This window comes from Synechococcus sp. PCC 7335 (genome assembly GCF_000155595.1).
Classification (GTDB): domain Bacteria; phylum Cyanobacteriota; class Cyanobacteriia; order Phormidesmidales; family Phormidesmidaceae; genus Phormidesmis.
Window position 1 is genome coordinate 913296 of record NZ_DS989904.1, and the last position, 18682, is coordinate 931977.

The 18682-nt window shown below is 48.6% G+C and carries 17 protein-coding genes; 9 read left to right on the forward strand and 8 right to left on the reverse strand.

Translation table 11 applies throughout. From position 1 onward, the window contains the following. Positions 1–17: 17 nt before the first annotated feature. The 3 genes from S7335_RS04160 to S7335_RS04170 form a co-directional block, all read right to left on the reverse strand. Positions 18–905 carry an alpha/beta fold hydrolase gene (locus tag S7335_RS04160; protein WP_227499946.1) on the reverse strand — a complete coding sequence of 296 codons (888 nt, stop codon included), beginning with the start codon at positions 903–905 and terminating at the stop codon, positions 18–20. Positions 906–1425: 520 nt separating this feature from the next. After that, positions 1426–1848 (reverse strand): hypothetical protein, encoded by a 423-nt coding sequence (locus S7335_RS04165; protein WP_006453562.1) that lies wholly within the window; start codon positions 1846–1848, stop codon positions 1426–1428. A gap of 164 nt (positions 1849–2012) precedes the next feature. Then, complete coding sequence (locus tag S7335_RS04170; RefSeq protein WP_006457268.1) at positions 2013–2429, reverse strand: AbrB family transcriptional regulator; 417 nt, start codon at positions 2427–2429, stop codon at positions 2013–2015. Between the two features lie 422 nt (positions 2430–2851). Here S7335_RS04170 and S7335_RS04175 point away from each other — a divergent pair, with 422 nt between their 5' ends. The 6 genes from S7335_RS04175 to hisC all read left to right on the forward strand — a co-directional run bounded on the left by S7335_RS04175 (position 2852) and on the right by hisC (position 9780). Then, complete coding sequence (locus S7335_RS04175) at positions 2852–3313, forward strand: RrF2 family transcriptional regulator (RefSeq protein ID WP_038015583.1); 462 nt, start codon at positions 2852–2854, stop codon at positions 3311–3313. 26 nt (positions 3314–3339) lie between these two features. After that, positions 3340–4350 (forward strand): adenosylcobinamide-phosphate synthase CbiB, encoded by a 1011-nt coding sequence (gene cbiB, locus S7335_RS04180; protein ID WP_006455018.1) that lies wholly within the window; start codon positions 3340–3342, stop codon positions 4348–4350. Between the two features lie 417 nt (positions 4351–4767). Next, positions 4768–5304: a bifunctional pyr operon transcriptional regulator/uracil phosphoribosyltransferase PyrR gene (pyrR, locus tag S7335_RS04185; RefSeq protein ID WP_006457139.1), complete on the forward strand. Its 537-nt coding sequence runs from the start codon at positions 4768–4770 to the stop codon at positions 5302–5304. A gap of 103 nt (positions 5305–5407) precedes the next feature. Then, a complete protein-coding gene (gene fni / locus S7335_RS04190) occupies positions 5408–6598 on the forward strand; it encodes a type 2 isopentenyl-diphosphate Delta-isomerase (RefSeq protein WP_006456664.1) in 1191 nt (396 codons plus the stop codon). 260 nt (positions 6599–6858) lie between these two features. Next, complete coding sequence (sppA, locus tag S7335_RS04195; RefSeq protein ID WP_006455220.1) at positions 6859–8706, forward strand: signal peptide peptidase SppA; 1848 nt, start codon at positions 6859–6861, stop codon at positions 8704–8706. Continuing rightward, positions 8707–9780, forward strand: a complete 1074-nt coding sequence (gene hisC, locus S7335_RS04200; protein ID WP_038015585.1) for a histidinol-phosphate transaminase — start codon at positions 8707–8709, stop codon at positions 9778–9780. Positions 9781–9813: 33 nt separating this feature from the next. On the opposite strand, the gene S7335_RS04205 is transcribed toward hisC, so the two are convergent. The 3 genes from S7335_RS04205 to S7335_RS04215 form a co-directional block, all read right to left on the reverse strand. Next, a complete protein-coding gene (locus S7335_RS04205; RefSeq protein ID WP_006453474.1) occupies positions 9814–10200 on the reverse strand; it encodes a RidA family protein in 387 nt (128 codons plus the stop codon). Positions 10201–10291: 91 nt separating this feature from the next. Next, complete coding sequence (locus S7335_RS04210; RefSeq protein ID WP_050765771.1) at positions 10292–11107, reverse strand: Uma2 family endonuclease; 816 nt, start codon at positions 11105–11107, stop codon at positions 10292–10294. 52 nt (positions 11108–11159) lie between these two features. Next, positions 11160–11888: a pyridoxine 5'-phosphate synthase gene (locus S7335_RS04215; RefSeq protein ID WP_006456452.1), complete on the reverse strand. Its 729-nt coding sequence runs from the start codon at positions 11886–11888 to the stop codon at positions 11160–11162. A gap of 325 nt (positions 11889–12213) precedes the next feature. On the opposite strand from S7335_RS04215, the gene S7335_RS04220 reads away from it, so the two are divergent. From S7335_RS04220 to S7335_RS04230, 3 genes are all read left to right on the forward strand, one after another. Beyond that, complete coding sequence (locus S7335_RS04220; RefSeq protein WP_006456792.1) at positions 12214–12969, forward strand: proteasome-type protease; 756 nt, start codon at positions 12214–12216, stop codon at positions 12967–12969. A 395-nt stretch (positions 12970–13364) separates the two neighbouring features. Beyond that, complete coding sequence (locus S7335_RS04225; protein ID WP_006456866.1) at positions 13365–16127, forward strand: cation-transporting P-type ATPase; 2763 nt, start codon at positions 13365–13367, stop codon at positions 16125–16127. A gap of 51 nt (positions 16128–16178) precedes the next feature. Then, complete coding sequence (locus tag S7335_RS04230; RefSeq protein WP_006456182.1) at positions 16179–16634, forward strand: universal stress protein; 456 nt, start codon at positions 16179–16181, stop codon at positions 16632–16634. 45 nt (positions 16635–16679) lie between these two features. Here S7335_RS04230 and S7335_RS04235 read toward each other — a convergent pair whose 3' ends face one another. Both S7335_RS04235 and S7335_RS04240 read right to left on the reverse strand, forming a co-directional pair. Continuing rightward, the gene (locus S7335_RS04235; RefSeq protein ID WP_006455731.1) at positions 16680–17558 is read right to left on the reverse strand and encodes a transglutaminase family protein; all 879 of its coding nucleotides are present in this window, start codon (positions 17556–17558) and stop codon (positions 16680–16682) included. A 6-nt stretch (positions 17559–17564) separates the two neighbouring features. Then, positions 17565–18677 carry an alpha-E domain-containing protein gene (locus S7335_RS04240; protein WP_006454257.1) on the reverse strand — a complete coding sequence of 371 codons (1113 nt, stop codon included), beginning with the start codon at positions 18675–18677 and terminating at the stop codon, positions 17565–17567. Between the last annotated feature and the right edge of the window lie 5 nt (positions 18678–18682).

Here is an 18682-nt window from a genome sequence, read left to right on the forward strand (position 1 = left end):
AAGACGCAATTAGCAAACTACTTCTTGGCTTGCAACCAATCTAGTAATAGCGCTGCTACCGGACCTGGCTGCTCCAACTGCGGCAGTACACCAGTCTCTGATACTACCTGAAATCGTTGAATCGCTTCAGGATTTAGCTGAGCCAAGCGCCGACCTAACGATACCGTTGTGAACTTAGCATCTTCTCCCCAAACCATCGCTGTTGGGACTTTCAAAGCCTTGATGTAGGGCGTTAGGTCGAAGTAGAGATCGCCTCTAAGAAAAGAGAGCGCCGAGTATTCTGCATTCGGCTGCTGAGCAGATTCTAGGTATGCCGAAATGATTTCTTCGGAAAGGCGTTCTGGTTTGTAGAATAAGAAGTTTTCTAGAAAGTTGCGAACAGCTAGATCGTTAGTCGCACCTAGAGTGTAGATCAGCGTATCTAGAAAAGGTGTATTGATAATCGGTTCCGGTAAGCGCCGGCCTGCGCCTTTGCCAAAATCTCTAAAGCCAGAAGGGCAAGTAAGAAATAGGAGACTAAATAAGTGTGGTTTTTGCGCAGCAAGTCTAACCATTAGACCTGCTGTAAAAGAACTAGCGACTGCCACAATCGGTCCGGTCGCCGTTTGCGATATAAACGATTCTAGGTTGACTAGATAGTCAGCAACGGTATAGCGATGAACCGGATGAGCCGACGCCCCCCAACCGATTAGATCAGGAGCAATCACTGTATATTGCGCAGCTAGAGTTGCATAAACTTTTGACCATTCATAGGCAGAAGCCCCTCCACCAAAGTTGTGGAAGAACATTACCTGGTCAGAAGCGGGTCGCCATAGCGAACTTGCCTGCGTGTAGTAAACTACCTGCCCTAATTCAGTAAAAACCGATCTCTTCCCAAATCCAGGCGGCTGGAACTTTAGCATCATAGTCTCATCGGAATAACGAGACTATCTTAACGATCACCAGCCTGCTCTGCAGCTGTTTGAATTGAGTCAGGCGGTGATAGAGACTGAGGTGAAAGTACTGTACAGGACAAAGCTAGACTATTCGAGACTGAAGCTAGCGCGATCACGCTGAGCGAAAAACATAAAGTACTCTACTACTCAGCTCTTTAGCTCAAGCCCCAGATGCTATGCTGCTCGGGATCTACTAATGCCGTCAAGAACGGCAAAAGCGATGAGAGAGATGCATATAGAGCGAAAAAGAACCCTTAAAGCAGTAGGGCTCAATCACACATCAAAATAGTCGTCTCCGATGTACCCTATGGGTTGTTGGGATAAAGCAGGTACTTTCAAGGCTAGAAGATTTATTAGAAAAGCTATACAAATACTTTGACTTAGCAGATGCGCTATTCAGCTTGGAACAATACCACAGAGTACCTTATTCATGTCGAAAGATATTCACTTATTCGTTTTTCTAGCCGATTGGTGAAAGATGTAAGGCAATTTATTCTTCTGCTGGTGGATAGCCGATCTCCCTTAGCGAAAGCATCGGATAGCAGGGAATAGATTTGGGTCCACAAATGCCTTCAACGCTACCAGTAGCTACGATACTCTCTCCAACATAGCTTTGTAGAGGCAGACCTTGAAGATAGATACGACCAACACCAGTGCCTTCTATGTAGTAGCCAGCAGGAGCAGGGTGAACAACTGTTTCATCAAGGTTGTATTGAGCTTGGAGTGTACCTTCTACAGAGATAGGAGGGGCAATGGAAGCCCTATACAGTTTGTGGAGCTGCCAAATGGTGAAGGTGCTAGCGGCTGCGCCAAGGATAAAGAAAATACCTGCGATCGCCCATAGGGTAGGTTGCGATCGCTCTTTTCTTTCGCTAGCTTTTTGCGGCTGTTCAGATATGGCTGAAGTAGTCACTGCTCGTACCCTCACCTACTTAGTGTCCATATGCTCAATATACTAATGAAAGGGTACCCTGTCAGTCGTGATCACCCGCTTCTAGACTGGCGCTTTTATACGGTTAGATAAGCACGGCCTCTACGTAGTTCAATCAAGATCAAGACAAAAGATATCAACGGCTATCACTCATCACTTTCATCATATTCATGACTCCCTTGATCGTTTGCTTGGCCAATCTGCTTGAGCTTGATATGCTTGCGACCGAGGGAGATTTCAAACTCGTCGCCGGGTTGTAATCCCATTTGCTTGGTGTAGGCAGAGCCGATTAATAAGTTCCCATTAGATTGAACAGTGATACGGTAACTGGCGCTGCGTCCACCCCTACCTGTGCCCGTTTGTGTGCTGTCAATTTGAATGCCTTCAGCTTCAATCAGCGCATTTAGAAACTTCATCATATTGACGCGGGTCACACCACTTTTGGTAATCGTGTAGTACCCACAGGTCTTAGCCTTTTCTTCTCTCGATAGATGATCTAGTTCTTTTACCTTTCTAAGCAGTGCTTTCCCTGTAAGCGCGTCTGTATCTGGATTGCTGACCATATCCTTTATGTCTGATTCTCTAAGCGAACAAATGAAGATTGCAAACAACAAACGCTGCTGAATCTACGAAAAGTATGCGACTCATTTTCATAATCTACTGCTCAAAGTCATCTGAGAAAACAAGTCTCATAGAGTGAGTCGTAGAAGCGTTGCACTTGATCAATTCCTAGCCTTAACCTTACTTATAAAACCATACTTCTAAGCTAGTGTAAATGTTATAAACTCCCACTCTATGTAGCAGTAGAAAAGAATCAGGGTGAGCCTATAATAGAGGATACTAGCGCGCTAGAATTTTCTATAACTACATTTTTTAGCTGTAGCGAAAATAATTCATTTCTTCTCTGGAAAACCAAATTTGAGTAGCAAAACATTTTCTTAGATCTTTTATTTGCAAGTCAGTCTTTCTGATGTAATTTATACCTATGAAGCTGACTACCCGAGGTCATTACAGTGTCAAGGCAATGCTAGATTTGAGCTTGCAGCCAGCGGGGTCACTCTCTTCAGTGCGGCAGATTGCTGAGCGTCAGCAGTTGCCTGCCCCCTATCTAGAAAAGCTACTGATCGAGCTAAGGCGATCGCGTCTAATCAATTCTGTACGCGGCGCCCAAGGCGGCTATCAGTTAGCCAAACCCTCCTCACAAATATCGCTAGGACAGATCCTCGAAGCCGTTGGTGAATCGGCTAGTTCTATGACTGCTATGGCCGTGAGCAGCCCGGATAACTCTACGCAGGTTCAAGCCGAAGATTGGGTAACTTCTATGCTGTGGAATCGGCTCAATCAGAAGATACAAGAAGCATTTCATAGCATCACTTTAGAAGATCTCTACTACGATGCTAGGAGCTGGCAGGCTGCTCAAGGAGAGGGCGCTAGTTTTGTTGTTTGACGACTCTCTAGTTAGGGTCGCTTTACTTGGGATTTCTGTTATTTGATTTGCCTTTGTTTGAGCTATCAGCTAGTCAGCTTGAACAGGTTCCCTTATTAATTACAGCAGCCGGATTGGACTTTGTGGTAGGCGATCCCTGGGGCTGGCCTCATCCTGTTCAGACCATAGGCAAAGTAATTGATAGCTATACTCAGTTCGTTTTGAAGCGTGATTGGTCGCCTTTCAAGAGGCGGCTAGCTGGCATAGGACTAGCTGTTTTAGTGATAGGTGGAACGGGAGTTTTGAGCTGGCTGGGGCTATGGCTTTTGGCCAGAAGCTTGCCTGTAATCGCCTGTGCGGCCGAAGTGATTCTATTAGCGAGCTGTTTTGCTGGGCGCAGTCTAAGACAGGCAGCGGAAGATGTCCTAAAACCATTAGAGAGTGGCGATATCAAACGTGCTAGGCAAAACCTAGCGCTGTATGTGGGACGAGATACCGCGCAGCTATCGGCAACTGAGATCTATCGGGCCGTCTTAGAAACAGTCAGCGAGAACGCCGTAGATGGCGTATTAGCCCCTTTGTTTTTTGCCATCATAGGTGCTTTGATTGGCGCTAGCGGGCCTGTTGCGATCGCCTACAAAGCAGCAAGCACACTTGATTCTATGGTGGGCTATAAAGAGGAGCCGTATGCCGACCTAGGCTGGTTTAGCGCCCGAGTTGAAGACGGGTTAACCTGGCTACCCTGTCGAATCAGTGTGCTCATAGTAGCGCTGCTATCAAGGCGACCGAAACAGGTATTACAAGTCTGTCGGCGAGATGCGCCTGCGGACCCTAGCCCTAATGCAGGCTGGAGTGAATGTGTGTACGCCGCAGCACTAGGCGTTCAAATGGGGGGTAATAACACATACAGAGGAAAGCTCAAACATAAGCCACTGCTAGGCAATCCGGATAGAGCAATTACCCTAGAGGTCATCAGGCAAGCGTTCACCTTGACCCGCCGTGCCTTTCTATTAGGAATAGTTATAGGCGTTTCTGTGCTGATGATCGCGCCTAGCTAAGGTGTTTGATGTCTGCGGTGGAAATCTTGAAGATAATGTCTATCTACTATAGCTTTGGTCACTTAGCTTACGGCATAGCATTGGCTATAACCCTTGTGTTTCAACAGGCTAAGTGACTCGCAAGGCGCGAATGCATCCGCACCTTGCTATACAGCATCTGTTGAGCTGATTAGAACAGGTTTGTTGGTGAAAACCACTGTATGACAGTTGTATGACAGGAAGCGATTCGACTAGCAAGTATCCTAATGACCAGGCCATGCATAAGAACACTTGCCATATCAGAAGCTGATAGGATTATTGACTTACGGTAGAAAGTCCCATGCAAAAGCGTTTCAAGGAACTGTCTTTAACAGAGAAGTGGGATGGCGTACTTACGTAATTGCTTTTTGCGTTTTTTCAATTATTGAGGCGAAGCTGATGACTCAGAAAGTAGTCGATATTCTATCTGCTGAAGAGTTGCGTCGGACGATAAACCGTTTGGCATCAGAGATTGTAGAGAAATCGGGCAACTTGAGTAATCTGGTTTTGCTAGGGATCCACACCCGTGGGGTACCGTTGGCCGACTCTTTTATGGAGCAGATCGTGCGATTAGAGGGCATCACAGTGCCCGTCGGCGCGCTAGACATCACTTTCTATCGGGACGACTTAGATCAAATTGGCGTCAGAGCCCCAGCGAAGACGGTGATTCCATTTGATCTAACAGGAAAAACGGTGGTGCTAGTCGATGATGTGATCTACAGCGGGCGAACAGTGCGAGCAGCTTTGAACGCGGTGCACGACTACGGTAGGCCAGAAGCGGTACGCTTAGCGGTGCTGATTGATAGAGGTCATCGTCAGGTACCCATTCATCCCGACTTTGTAGGTAAGCAACTACCGACATCCAATAACGAATCGGTACGGGTGCTTCTAGGCTCGGTTGATGGTCGAGACGCGGTGGAATTAACTCGGGTGTAAAAAGCAGAGGGTTGTAAAGGTGGGATTAAGTTATGTGCGATCGCCCTGCAGCTAGTAAGCAACAGCCTAAAATACTTCAGATCTCCCTGTTAACTCTTTGCCTGTGAGCTCCTCTTCTTCTATCAATGCTGATGCTCTCTCCAGCGGTAAGCTAGCTGAAGGGTCAGCTAGTCAATCGGCCAGTCAGCAGGTCGGTCAGCAGGCCAGTGAACAAACCCAGGGAAGAAAAGCAGATCACTTACGAATCTGCCTAGACGAAGATGTCCAAAGCCATCGAATTACGAACGGATTCGAGCAATATCGGTTTACACACTGCTGTCTGCCAGAGCTGAACCGTGACGATATTGACCTGCGATCAACCTTTTTGGGAAAGGCGATCACCACGCCGCTGCTAATTTCCTCAATGACAGGGGGTACAGAGCAAGCCCAGCTGATCAATCAGCGGTTAGCAAAAACGGCGCAGCGGTTTGGCCTAGCGATGGGTGTAGGCTCGCAGCGAGTTGCTGTCGAAAATCCAGCGCTGATAGAAACCTTTTCAGTCCGGCAATATGCACCAGATGCGCTGCTATTTGCCAACCTGGGTGCGGTGCAGTTGAACTATGACTATGGCATAAAGCAATGTCAAAAAGCGGTAGATGCGCTACAGGCAGACGCGCTGATCCTGCATTTGAATCCACTGCAAGAAGCGGTGCAGACAGAGGGTGATGTCAACTTTAAGGGACTATTCACAAAAATTGAGCAGCTTGCGAAGGTCCTGCCAGTACCTGTTGTGGCAAAGGAGGTAGGCAACGGGATTTCGGCAGTGATGGCCAGGCGGCTGGTTGATGCTGGGGTCGCAGCCATTGATGTTGCGGGTGCGGGCGGAACGTCATGGGCAAGAGTCGAAAGTGAGCGAGCTAAGGATGCCAAGCAGCGACGATTGGGCAATACGTTTGCCGACTGGGGGATACCGACGGCAGAGTGCTTGACCAGTATTCGATCAGAATTTCAAACAGAGCCAGCTTCAGATTCGGGCGCAAGGATATCGTCTCCTAGCACATCGTCTGCTTCAGTGTCTTTGATCGCTTCTGGAGGGCTGCGTAATGGGCTTGATGCAGCAAAGGCGATCGCCTTAGGCGCTGACTTAGTTGGAATAGCAATGCCGTTCTTACAGGCGGCGAGTCAGTCAGAAGAGGCGCTAGCAGAACTTAGCGAAGCACTAATCGCCGAGCTAACAACAGTTCTATTTTGTACTGGTAGTGAATCACTTCTAGGGCTGCGTCAGCCGGGAGTGATTAGGCGAGTGGTGAAGTAAGTATGGCTATGGATAATGGGTGATACTCAGGCGCTGGGACGTTGTCAAGGCAGGTCCGATTGCTGGCGAAAAAGCCTTCGCTGCATACCTGCGGGAATGAGATCATAAGCCTCGCGCGGGATCGCTCCAGCCAGCCTTACCTAAATCAACTCGATGAGTTTCGTTAAGATTAAGTTGATAGGTTTAGACTATTAAACCAGGGACTGGTCTGATCGAGACCTGGCTGATATATTTGCTGTCTTTGGCAAACCGGACAATCCATGCGAGATTTTTTAAAGATTGCAGCTGCTAGCGCTGTAGGGACATTGGTAGGCCTCTTTAGCCTGGTACTGCTGCTAGGGATAGGCGCATTTGGACTAGTGAGCGTGCTGCTAGTGTCTAGCTCGTCTGAGACGGAAGTGGAGATCGAAGATCAGTCTGTGCTGATGTTTGATCTGAGCACTGACATCGTTGATGGGGACGTCTCAGGTACTGGTAGGCTTTTTGATGAGTCTTTTTATGGGGTGACGCCTTCGATTTCCTTATATGACGCATTGCAGGCGATCGCCGCTGCTGCCGAAGATGACAGAATTTCAGGCATTTATCTAACTGGGATGCCGGCGGAAGGGCTAGCAACGCTGAAGGAAATCCGTGCGGCCCTAAAGGACTTTAAGACGTCGGGTAAGCCAATCTTGGCCTATAGCACTGGGCTCAAAGAGCGAGACTACTACATGGCATCGGTGGCAGATGATCTGCTGTTAGCTCCAGTGGGCCTGCTAGAGATTAATGGCTTTCGAGCTGAGACTCAGTTTCTAGGAAATGCATTAAAGAAGTATGGCGTGGGCGTGCAGGTAGTGCGGGCGGGCCGGTACAAATCGGCGGTAGAGCCATTTACTAGGTCGCAGAGCAGCCCCGAAGAAAAGCAACAAACTGAAGTGTTAGTCACTAGTCTATGGCAAGACTTTCTTAATACCGTCACCGATGAGCGGGAGGTCACGCCTACGCAGATGCAGACCTATGCTGATGAAGTGGGCTTGATTGAACCGGAGCAGGCACTGGCATCTGGGCTAGTTGATCGGCTGGGGTTTTACACTGAGATGCTGAGCGAGCTAAAAAAGCTGGCGGGTGAGGCCGATTCTAGCGAGGATGCATCGGCAGAGAGCTGGGCAGAGGCAGATGAACCAGAGTTTGCCAATGTGACTTTGAGCGACTACGCGCGAACTGTGGCTAGAGACCGCAATTCTAGTGAGGATAAAGATGCGATCGCTGTTGTCTACGCTCAAGGCAACATCATTGTCGGGGAAGGCTCGGTACCTGGAGCGATTACCTCAGAAGGACTGTCTGCGACGCTACGAGATATGCGTGAAGACGACGATATAAAAGCGGTGGTGCTGCGGGTGAATAGCCCGGGCGGCAGTGCGACGGCCTCGGAAATTATTGCGAATGAAGTGAGGCTACTCGCTGATGAAAAGCCGCTAGTGGTCTCGATGGGCGACTATGCCGCATCGGGCGGATATATGATTGCTGCGCCTGGGGCAAAGATTCTGGCCTCTCCGACCACCATTACTGGCTCAATTGGAGTGTATGGACTGCTGCTGAACTTTCAAGAAATTGCGAATGAAAACGGTATCACCTGGGACGATGTCAAGACAGCGCAGCTAGCAGGTATGGGCACCGTCAGTCGGCCTAAGACAGCCTCAGAGCTGAAGGTGCAGCAAGACTATGTAGATACGCTCTACACTCGGTTCACTAGTCTGGTAGCAGAGGGCAGAGATATCTCTATGGCGCGAGTTGGACAAGTGGCACAGGGCAGAGTGTGGACTGGAGAAGAAGCGATCAACGCGGACCTAGTTGATGAACTAGGCGGATTGAATGATGCGATCGCCTTAGCGGCCCAAACTGCAAAGATAGAAGAATTTAAGGTAGAAGAATATCCTCGTATTCCGTCATTTGAAGAACAGCTGCTCGATAGTTTGTTTGGCGCAGAAATGATCACGCGTCTACCTTGGAACAAAGATCCACTCACTGACCAGCTCTTAAAACTACGAGAAGACTTCAAGCTGCTAGAACGCTTGAACGATCCAACCGGTATGTATATGCGCCTGCCCTTTACAACAGAAATCGAATAGATGCGTAACTGGTTTCGTCCAAGCGTTACTTCAATGGAGGGTTACGCGCCCGGAGAATGGCCCGCTCTAGAGGCTGGCGTTCTTAAGCTAAACTCAAACGAAAATCCCTATCCACCTTCCCCAAAAGTGATTGCGGCGTTAGATCACATCGGCGCTGAGCTGCTACGTCGATATCCGGATCCGCTAGCTAGAGATTTCTGTCAAAAAGTCAGCGAAACGTTTGGTATTCCGACTGATTGGGTGATTGCCGGAAACGGTAGTGATGATCTACTGACGCTGTTAGTTCGAGCTTGCTCGGAAGGCGACGTTAGGTCTTTGGCCTATCCAATGCCAACCTATGTGCTCTATCGCACGCTAGCTGAGATTCAACCTGCCACTGTTGTTGAAGTGCCCTATCAGCAAAAAGGAACAGATTGGCTCTTGCCGATCGATCAGCTTTTAGAAGCCAACGCAGCGGTCACATTGATTGCCACGCCAAACAGTCCGTCTGGCCATGTGGTAAGGCGGAGCGATCTTCGGAGGCTTGCCGCAGGGCTCACTGGCGTGCTGCTGATCGATGAAGCGTATGTAGATTTTGTTGGTAAAGCTGCCGACCGAGCGAACTTAGACTTAGTGAGAGAGTTTGCGAATGTGATGCTGCTGCGGACGCTCTCAAAAGGATATGGGCTCGCTGGTTTGCGATTGGGCTTTGGCATTGCTCAGCCTGGGCTGTTAGCGGGGCTGCTAAAGGTGAAAGATAGCTATAACGTGGATGCGATCGCGTTGAAATTAGGAGAAGTTGCGATCGCTGACCAAGCCTACAAAACCGAAACCGTTCAAAAAGTCATCGCCGCCCGCAAACAACTCGCAACAGAGTTACGGTCCTTAGGTTTTTTGGTATGGCCCTCTTCAACTAATTTCTTGCTCGTGAAGCCGCCGAAAGATATCGCTCGGTCTCTGCAAGCCGCACTAAAAGCAAAAGGCATCATGATCCGGTACTTCAATCAGCCAGAACTAGATGACAAACTACGGATTACAGTCGGCACGCCAGCGCAAAATGCACATATGGTACAGGCAATTTCTCGCTTGCTATAGAATAGCAACAGGTTTAGAAGCATCTGTGGCTAGCTACCCTTCGGTGAAAGCCTCCGCTTCGACTTCAATCAGCATATCTGGATTGATCAGACCCTTCACTTCTACCATTGCCGTCACAGGAGGATGTTCTCCAAAGAATTCTTGATGCGCTTTGCCAAAGGCTTCCCATTGACTAATATCAGTGACATACATGCGGGTGCGAACGACTTGATGCAGCCCCGCATCCATTGCAGCAAGCGTATCCCTGATAATTTCAAAGCAGCGACAAGCTTGGGCATAGGCATGACCAGGCGCGAAGGTACTGCCGTCTGTTGCAATTGGCGCTGTGCCAGAAAGATAGATGGTTTTACCTGCACGGAGCGCACGGCAATAGCCAACTCTAGGCTCCCATTCTGTATCTGTAAAATGACGCTGAACCATGTTGACACCAAGCATTTACATCGAGAAAGACTAGCGATAGTCAAATGTATGAGGGGCTAACCGTCAAAGTTAGCTGAAGCTCAGCGTTTGACTAGAGTAGCGTGTCTAGATCGATTCCCTGACGCTTCATCTGTGCTTGGAGAGCTGCGAGTTTCGCTTCGAGAGCATTAGCCCTTTGCTTTTCGACTTCTGCTCTTTGCTTTTCAGCTTCTGCTCTTTGCCTTTCAGCTTCTGCCCTTGTCAGCAGCCACTCTCCACTCTCGCCATACCATCGTAGCCAGAGTCTCAGATTTCCCTGTCTATAAGTCCCATGCCAGAGTCCTATACCAATCTCCAACTCCGGGATCCAAAATCGATTGTCCGATAGTGTTTGTTGTCTATACTGCCCAGCTTCGAGCTTGAACACCTTCAATTCATCTGTGTAGCGATTGAAGACGACATAGTAAGGAACTTGCAAAATTTGTTCGTAGACAGTCCATTTGTTGGGTGGCGATTCTGGAGGTGAGATAGTCTTTCCCAAGTCTTCGTCTTCTGTTCCAGGAGAAATCAGCTCGATGATAAGGTATGGATTGACAGGTTCTTGCCAAGTGACATAGCTCAGCCGCATATCGCGGCCTTCGTATAAAGGCGGTACACCGACGGCTATAAACCAGTCTGGGCGCTTGTGCCAAAGTGGATGGTCTAGGTCGTAGTAAACATTTAGATCGGTGCCGATAAAATAGTCTTCGTCAGTGTAGTCTGACAGAGCTAGAGAGAGACTTAAAAGCTCAGGCTGCGAATGGTGAAAAACGTCTGGCAAACCAGGCTCCTCAGGAAACTCACTCGGCAAGTCGTACATGGTGGGCAGTTCATGACGAGCTAACCGACGAGCTGTCTCGTTTTTGGTATTAGGCCAAGTGAAAGTCATGGGTATCAGCATGATACGTCTACTTTCATTATGTCATCAATGCTAGAAAGCGTTACTTCAAAGCCTCTAGATAGGCCTTGACAGCGTTGGCATATCCCATCTCCAAGGCATCGGCTGTAAGCGCATGTCCGATAGAGACTTCTAACAGATTTGGAATCTCTTTGAACATAGGCAGATTATCCAGATTCAAGTCATGGCCGCCGTTAATCCCAAGACCAACAGATTGAGCACAGGCGGCGGCGGCTTTGTAGATCTCAAAGCTTTCTCGTCCTTTTCCCTCTCGGTAGGCAGTCGCGTAGGGTTCTGTATACAGCTCAATTCTTTCACAACCTAATCGTGGGACAAGCTTGATTTGTTCTATATCTGGGTCCATAAATAGACTGACCCGGCATCCTAACGCGTTCAGCTCACCAATAATGGGTTTTAGCGTTTCTCCATCTCTAGTCACGTTCCACCCGTGGTCAGAGGTATTTTGAGTTGGGTCGTCAGGCACTAATGTGCATTGATCCGGCTTGACTTCTCGAATGATATCCATGAAGGGAAATTCGAGCGGGTTTCCCTCGATGTTGTACTCAATAGTAGGGTGCTCTTCCAATAGGCTAGCGAGGTCATATACGTCGGTGCGGCGGATATGGCGTTCGTCTGGTCGGGGGTGAACAGTAAGACCATGGGCTCCGGCAGCAATGCTGATCTCTCCCATCTTGACGACGCTAGGAATGGTGAGAGGACGGGCATTGCGTAGCATAGCAACTTTATTAAGATTGACGCTGAGGTTGGTCATAGAAATGCTGTTAGCACGCGTTGTTTTAATCTTTATTTACCACATACGCCGCCGTCGATGTTTGAGGAATGCTGCCCTCACCAAACTGCATCATATAAAGTCGGAACATATTTGAGCATGATTCAAGGCTAACTGCCAATTACCTAACGTTTGAGATCTAGCCTTGGGAATCTACAGAGCAAACCTAAGCAGTTAGCTTGTCATCAGTTGGTGACTATCTATGCTGTGTAGTGATGGTTTCTAGATTCACCTCTACCTATGGTAATAGCGAAAGTCAATCCGCGTTCTGGTAATGTCTATAGGCATTTGTCTGTTATGAAAAGTTATGACCTATTGTCTAGGTGTCAGGGTGGAGAAGGGTCTGGTATTCGCAGCCGACTCCAGGACCAACGCGGGAGTAGACTATATCTCCTCTTATCAAAAGCTGTTTGACTTCTCAGTGCCGGGCGATCGCGTCATTGTCCTTTGCACTGCTGGCAGCCTTTCTACTTCTCAAGCGGTATTGCACAGCATTCGTCAAGATATTGAATCGGTGGCTGAAGATGTAGTCAATCTGTACACGCTATCTTCTCTACATGATGTCGCTAGCTACATCGGCCAAAAGCTACGCACGATTCAAGATCGAGAACGCACCTGGCTAGAGAAAGACGGTATTGACTACCAAAGTACGTTTATCGTCGGTGGACAAGTAGCAGGCGAAGAACCTGGTATCTATCTTGTCTACAGTCAGGGAAACTTCATTGAGGCAACCCCGGAGACGCCTTTCCTACAGATTGGGGAAACAAAGTATGGCAAGCCGATTCTAGATAGAACAATTAGCTATGAATCATCATTAGAGAAAGCAGCAAAAACGGCTTTGCTCTCTTTAGATTCAACGATGCGCTCTAATATTTCAGTCGGTCCGCCAATTGATATGGTGCTGTATGAAACAGACGCTTTAGAAATTCGCAACCGGGTCAGATTACAAGAAGACGACCCGTATCTAGACAAAATTCGCGAATATTGGGAGCGGGCGCTGGCAGAGGCATCTAGCCATTTGCCAGAGATTGCTTGGAATCGAGTAGAAATTCAGGAAGATTAACATCTCAGTTTGGGTTTTTATACCAATGCTAGCTATAGAAAATAATCACGCATCGGCTCAACCGCGGAGGGAAACGCTATCTCCAACTTGACGGCCAGAATTATCCCATTCGCCTAGTGAGAGATAACTACAACAGGCGTCGTTCATACGCTTCAGCGCCCTAGAAACCAGAACGTCTAGTCAATTTCATTAGAGACACGGTATCTAGTATTGACAGTGCTCATCAGTACACTACTGTTGTCTTTCTTCTGGGGAAAGCTTTTTAAAGTAACAAACTCTATGAGAGACATAGAGTAGTATCAAGGATAACAACTTTGGATACACAAAAGTAAGACTCGCTCCTCTTTTACGTTTGCTAACATCGAATTACGAAGGTAATCGAGAGGCTTTCTGCCATGCCAGAAGTCAAAGGAAAACGCAAGTTACAATTCTCTCCATTTCAAGATGATGTTTCTGAAGTTGTCAAGCGCCTAGACAGTGATTTAGAAAACGGCTTGAGCGCAGAGAAAGTCGCAAAGCGCTATGAAACTGACGGTTGGAACGAGCTGCCTGTCATACCAGGAAAGCCTGCCTGGCTAAGGTTCTTACTACAGTTTCATCAGCCGCTACTCTATATTTTGTTGTTGGCAGGCGCAGTCAAAGCTTTTTTAGGATCTTGGACGAATGCAGGTGTCATTTGGGGCGTGATGGTCCTTAATGCCATCATTGGCTATGTTCAAGAGGCCAAAGCAGAAGATGCGATCGCCTCCCTATCAAAGGCAGTAACAACAGAGGCTACTGTGCTTCGCGATGGGCAAACGCTGCAATTGCCCTCACGAGACTTAGTGGTTGGCGATGTGGTGCTACTGAGCTCAGGGGACAAAGTGCCCGCCGATGTGAGATTGTTCAAAACGCGCAGTTTGCAAGTAGATGAATCGGCGCTGACAGGAGAATCGCTCCCGGTTGAAAAGTTTGTGCGTCCCTTACCGGTTGAAACGCCGCTGGCGGAGCGGATAAATATGGCCTATGCCGGTAGTTTTGTAACATTTGGGCAAGGGAGAGGCGTGGTGGTCGCGACGGCAGAAGCGACTGAAGTCGGTCAGATCTCGCAGTCAATGGGAAACAGTGTCAATCTGAGTACGCCGCTGACTCGCAAATTTTCTAAATTTAGTCGCCTGTTGCTCTATGCCATTTTGACCCTGGCGACGCTGACTTTTGTAATTGGGCTGGGTCAGGGCGAATCCTGGGTGTATATGTTTGAGGCGGTGGTGGCGCTAGCAGTCAGTGCCATTCCAGAAGGCTTACCGGCGGTGGTCACCATCACTCTAGCAATTGGCGTGAATCGCATGGCGCAGCGTAACGCTATTGTGCGCAAGCTACCTGCAGTTGAAGCGCTAGGCAGCGCGACCGTAGTTTGCTCTGATAAGACAGGCACGCTGACCGAAAATCAAATGACTGTGCAGGCAGTTTATGCTGGCGAGCAGCACTACCGAGTGAGTGGCAGTGGCTATGGGCCAAAGGGAGAGATTGTTCTTTTGAAAGAGGGAAAGGATGGAGATTTAGAGCACCCGTTTGAAGGAGAGCTCCCTAAAGCACTGCAAACCTGTCTGACAGCAGGGGTGCTGTGCAACGATGCTCAGCTAAAGCAAGAGGAAGAGCAGTGGTCTGTAGTCGGCGATCCGACTGAGGGCGCGCTACTTGCAGCGGCGGTCAAGGCAGAGTTTACCCAATCTGGACTGGTTGCCCGTAACCCTCGCTTGGATGCTATTCCCTTTGAGTCTCAGTATCAATATATGGCGACGCTGCACGATGCTACTTCTCGGGTGATCTATATCAAAGGCTCAGTTGAAGCCATTCTAAGTCGCTGTAGCCAGATGGTAGATACTCAAGGCGAGATTATCCCGCTAAATCACTCATCGATTGTTCAAGCGGTTGAAGCAATGACAGCGCAGGCGCTAAGAGTTCTGGCATTTGCTTATAAGAGAGTAGGTTCTCACGTCCATGCGATTGAGCATGAAGATGTGGAAACAGGGCTGGTGTTTTTAGGATTGCAGGGGATGATTGATCCGCCGCGTCCGGAGGCGATCGCAGCCGTTCATGCTTGTCGGAACGCGGGCATTCGGATCAAGATGGTTACAGGCGATCATATCTCAACGGCTCGAACGATCGCCCGGCGGATGAATATTCAACAAACCAAGGAGGTTCTAGCGTTTGAAGGACGCGCGCTAGTGCCAATGCCAGACGATGAGCTAGCTAGAACAGTCGAAGCGGGAGATGTGTTTGCGAGGGTAGCGCCTGCCCAAAAGCTCAGGCTAGTCGAAGCGCTCCAATCGCAAGGAGAGATCGTGGCGATGACCGGGGACGGGGTGAATGACGCGCCTGCTCTTAAACAAGCAGATATCGGAATTGCCATGGGCAAAGGCGGTACCGAAGTGGCCAGAGAAGCGGCAGATATGCTTTTGACCGACGACAACTTTGCCTCAATTGAGGCGGCAGTAGAAGAAGGACGGACGGTCTATCAAAATCTACGCAAGGCGATCGCGTTTCTGTTACCTGTGAATGGCGGCGAGTCGATGACGATTTTAATCAGCGTACTGTTGGCTAGAGAGTTACCGATTCTATCGCTGCAAGTTCTCTGGCTAAATATGATTAATTCTTTGACGATGACGGTGCCGCTGGCATTTGAGCCTAAGTCAAAGAATGCCATGCGACAGCCGCCGCGAAACCCGAAAGAACCGTTGATTACAGGGTTATTGCTTAAGCGCATTCTGCTCGTGTCTTTGTTTAACTGGGTTTTGATCTTTGGCATGTTTGAGTGGGCAAAAATCACCTTCGACGATGTTGTTGTGGCGCGGACAATGGCAATTCAAGCCTTAGTCGCAGCTCGAATTGTTTATCTATTAAGCATTAGCCAGCTAGGTGCTAATTTGCTGGCATGGTTACGCGATCGCTCTGTTGCGGTAACCAGTGCACCTTTTCTGCTTTTGGGTATTGGAGGGGCGATCGCCCTGCAAGTGCTCTTTAGCCAATGGTCTTTGATGAATACGCTTTTTGAAACAGCACCTTTAACCTGGGGGCAATGGCTGATTTGTTTATTGCCAATGCTACCAATGCTGCCATTTGCAATCTTCGTCAATCGAGTAGATCCACAGCACCAAGTACTCTCCTCCACTCGCTAAGCACCACTCGGTGAATTCTATCGAAATTAGACTAAAAAAGGACAAGTTAAGATGATTCAAAAGATTTTGACTGCGTTGGACTACGATGACACCTGTCAAAGCGTTTTTGAACAGGCGCTCGACTTGGCACAAGCCACACAATCAGAGTTAAAACTACTCAATGTTTTAGCGCTAGAAAGAGACAGTAGTATGATGTTCTCTCCTTACACTGATATGGATTGGAGAGAGTATGAAGATCAATACCGCAGGCTACAGACAGATAGCCTCAAACTGCTAGAAGACTTTGCTGAGAAAGCCAAAGCCGTCAAGGTATCTGCTGATTTTGCTCAGGAGGTAGGGATGGCGGGGCCTGTTATTTGTAAACTTGGTAAGGTGTGGAAAGCAGATTTAATTGTTGTTGGCAGCCATGGACGCAAGGGCCTAAGTGAAATGCTGTTGGGCAGCGTTAGCAACTATGTGGTCCATCACGCCACCTGTTCTGTCATGGTTGTTCACCAACCGGACTGAGGGTTGGCGCCTACCAGAGATCCACAGAGCGTTTCCACAGAGCGGTTAGTTTGATGTCAACCGAATGTTGGTATCGAGGGTTGTCTTGACTGATTGGCCTGGTTTCAACGTGCCAGAAACCGGCGCGGCTTGTCTTGGATCAACGGCAGCGGCGATCGCAATATGCCGATCGCTGACGGCCAGCCCCAAAGTAGGATCAAATCCTCGCCAGCCGCCGCCTGGCACATATACTTCTGCCCACGCATGTAGATCATGCGATAAATCTTCTTGGCTTGTTTCTAGATCACCTTCTTGATAGCCGCTCACAAACCTAGCCGCGAGCCCTACCGCCTGACAGACCGCCATAAATAGCACAGTGAAGTCTCGGCAAGTTCCTACTTTCTTTTGTAAGGTAAGCGCCGCAGGATAGGGCATGCCTTCTAGGCGTTGCTCATAGGCACACTCGTTTGGAATAAACTGCGTCAGGCGAGTCAGAAAATAGCCGACGTTCCCGCTAGTTTCTTGGTAGATAGACTGTGCTAGCTGAATGACTTCGGGGGCGATCGCATCTCCAACGCCCGAGCCTATTGGTCTACTTAGATATGGCTGAAGCTGCGACGCTAGCGAACTAGGGTAGTCTATGGGAAGCTGTACAGCCCAGGGCTCAGCTAGATAGTCAAAAGGATTTTCTCTAGTCGTACTAACTGCACTAGTTGTCTGAATTTTCCAAGTTTCTATGGGCGTATCAAACGCGATTTGCAAACAAGTATTGCCATCCGCATCTAGAAAATAGGTTCGGCGACTAGGTACTGGGTCAATAGTAAGGTCGAACTGGCGTAGCCACTGAGAGCCATCGTTACGGGGACAGAGTCTAAGCGTATGGGGATGAAGCTCAACTACGCTGCTGTACTGATAGTGAGTAGTATGAGTAATGTTGTAGCGCATAGAAGACTACTCTACTGCGTTAGCGGTGAGCTGACTGGCTGTCTGACTGGCCGTCTGACCAGCTGTCTGACTGGCTGTTTGGCCCCCCTGGCTGGATGTTTGACTCATCTGGCCAAGACTTTGCGATTGTTCTGAGGTATTAAAAGCATCTGTGATAGAAGACGATTGAACAGACGGGGGAATGGCAATAAAATCTTCATGAACGCGATCGCCCACCTGATTTAGCCGCAGCTGTAATCCATCAAGAAACTCATGCAGCCCATGCGAGAAAATTTCTTCAAAGGTGACATACTCGATTTCAGCGCGTAGCTTACCTAATTCCCGTTGGCTAGAAAAAGAGATATCTGAACTCGGCCCAATGATGCTTTCTAGAGACCTTTCTGCGTGCCGTAGGCAAAACTTAATCGAACGAGGAAACTGAAGATTAAAGATCAAAAAGCGAGCAACGTTAGCAGGCGTCAGTTCTTGCTCTACTTTTCGATACATCTCGTAGGCGCTAGCGGACTTTAGCAAAGAAATCCACTGTAAATTGTCTAGAGGTGAACCTACCGCTTTCACAGAGGGCAGCAATAAAAAGTATTTCACATCTAGAATGCGACTGGTTTTATCAGCTCGCTCTAACAGTCGTCCTAGCCGTCCGAAGTGCCAGCTTTCGTTCCAAGATGAAGTCGCATTCATCACCCCAACAAAGCGATGGCTAGCTAGCTTCACCTCTGCATAAAAGGCATAGATTTCACGGATGTCTTCAGGCTTATTCTTGGCGGCATCTTCAACCATCAAGTAAAACGTATTAATCTGTTCCCACATCTCTGATGAGATAGTTTCGCGCACAGATCTCGCATTTTCTCTAGCCGATCGAACGCAGGAAATAATTGAGTTGGGTGAATGGATATCAAACGTCAGAAAGTTTAATACATTTGTTGAAGTTGTCTGGCCATAGCGTTCTTGAAAGAGCGCGCGATCGCCTGTCACCGCAATCAGCGGTTCCCACTGCTGCGTTACACCTACCGGATTATCCATCAATAGGTTGAGATTCACCTCAACGAAGCGAGCGACGTTTTCAGCTCGCTCAATGTAGCGATTCAGCCAATAGATAGAATCTGCAACCCGACTTAACATTGTTG

What these genes read in the sequence shown, in the direction of transcription:
- S7335_RS04160 (WP_227499946.1), bottom strand. Translation starts at nt 905, where the DNA reads ATGATGCTAAAGTTCCAGCCGCCTGGATTTGGGAAGAGATCGGTTTTT.
- S7335_RS04170 (WP_006457268.1), bottom strand. Translation starts at nt 2,429, where the DNA reads ATGGTCAGCAATCCAGATACAGACGCGCTTACAGGGAAAGCACTGCTT.
- S7335_RS04175 (WP_038015583.1), top strand. Translation starts at nt 2,852, where the DNA reads ATGAAGCTGACTACCCGAGGTCATTACAGTGTCAAGGCAATGCTAGAT.
- pyrR (WP_006457139.1), top strand. Translation starts at nt 4,768, where the DNA reads ATGACTCAGAAAGTAGTCGATATTCTATCTGCTGAAGAGTTGCGTCGG.
- sppA (WP_006455220.1), top strand. Translation starts at nt 6,859, where the DNA reads ATGCGAGATTTTTTAAAGATTGCAGCTGCTAGCGCTGTAGGGACATTG.
- hisC (WP_038015585.1), top strand. Translation starts at nt 8,707, where the DNA reads ATGCGTAACTGGTTTCGTCCAAGCGTTACTTCAATGGAGGGTTACGCG.
- S7335_RS04205 (WP_006453474.1), bottom strand. Translation starts at nt 10,200, where the DNA reads ATGGTTCAGCGTCATTTTACAGATACAGAATGGGAGCCTAGAGTTGGC.
- S7335_RS04210 (WP_050765771.1), bottom strand. Translation starts at nt 11,107, where the DNA reads ATGACTTTCACTTGGCCTAATACCAAAAACGAGACAGCTCGTCGGTTA.
- S7335_RS04215 (WP_006456452.1), bottom strand. Translation starts at nt 11,888, where the DNA reads ATGACCAACCTCAGCGTCAATCTTAATAAAGTTGCTATGCTACGCAAT.
- S7335_RS04220 (WP_006456792.1), top strand. Translation starts at nt 12,214, where the DNA reads ATGACCTATTGTCTAGGTGTCAGGGTGGAGAAGGGTCTGGTATTCGCA.
- S7335_RS04225 (WP_006456866.1), top strand. Translation starts at nt 13,365, where the DNA reads ATGCCAGAAGTCAAAGGAAAACGCAAGTTACAATTCTCTCCATTTCAA.
- S7335_RS04230 (WP_006456182.1), top strand. Translation starts at nt 16,179, where the DNA reads ATGATTCAAAAGATTTTGACTGCGTTGGACTACGATGACACCTGTCAA.
- S7335_RS04235 (WP_006455731.1), bottom strand. Translation starts at nt 17,558, where the DNA reads ATGCGCTACAACATTACTCATACTACTCACTATCAGTACAGCAGCGTA.
- S7335_RS04240 (WP_006454257.1), bottom strand. Translation starts at nt 18,677, where the DNA reads ATGTTAAGTCGGGTTGCAGATTCTATCTATTGGCTGAATCGCTACATT.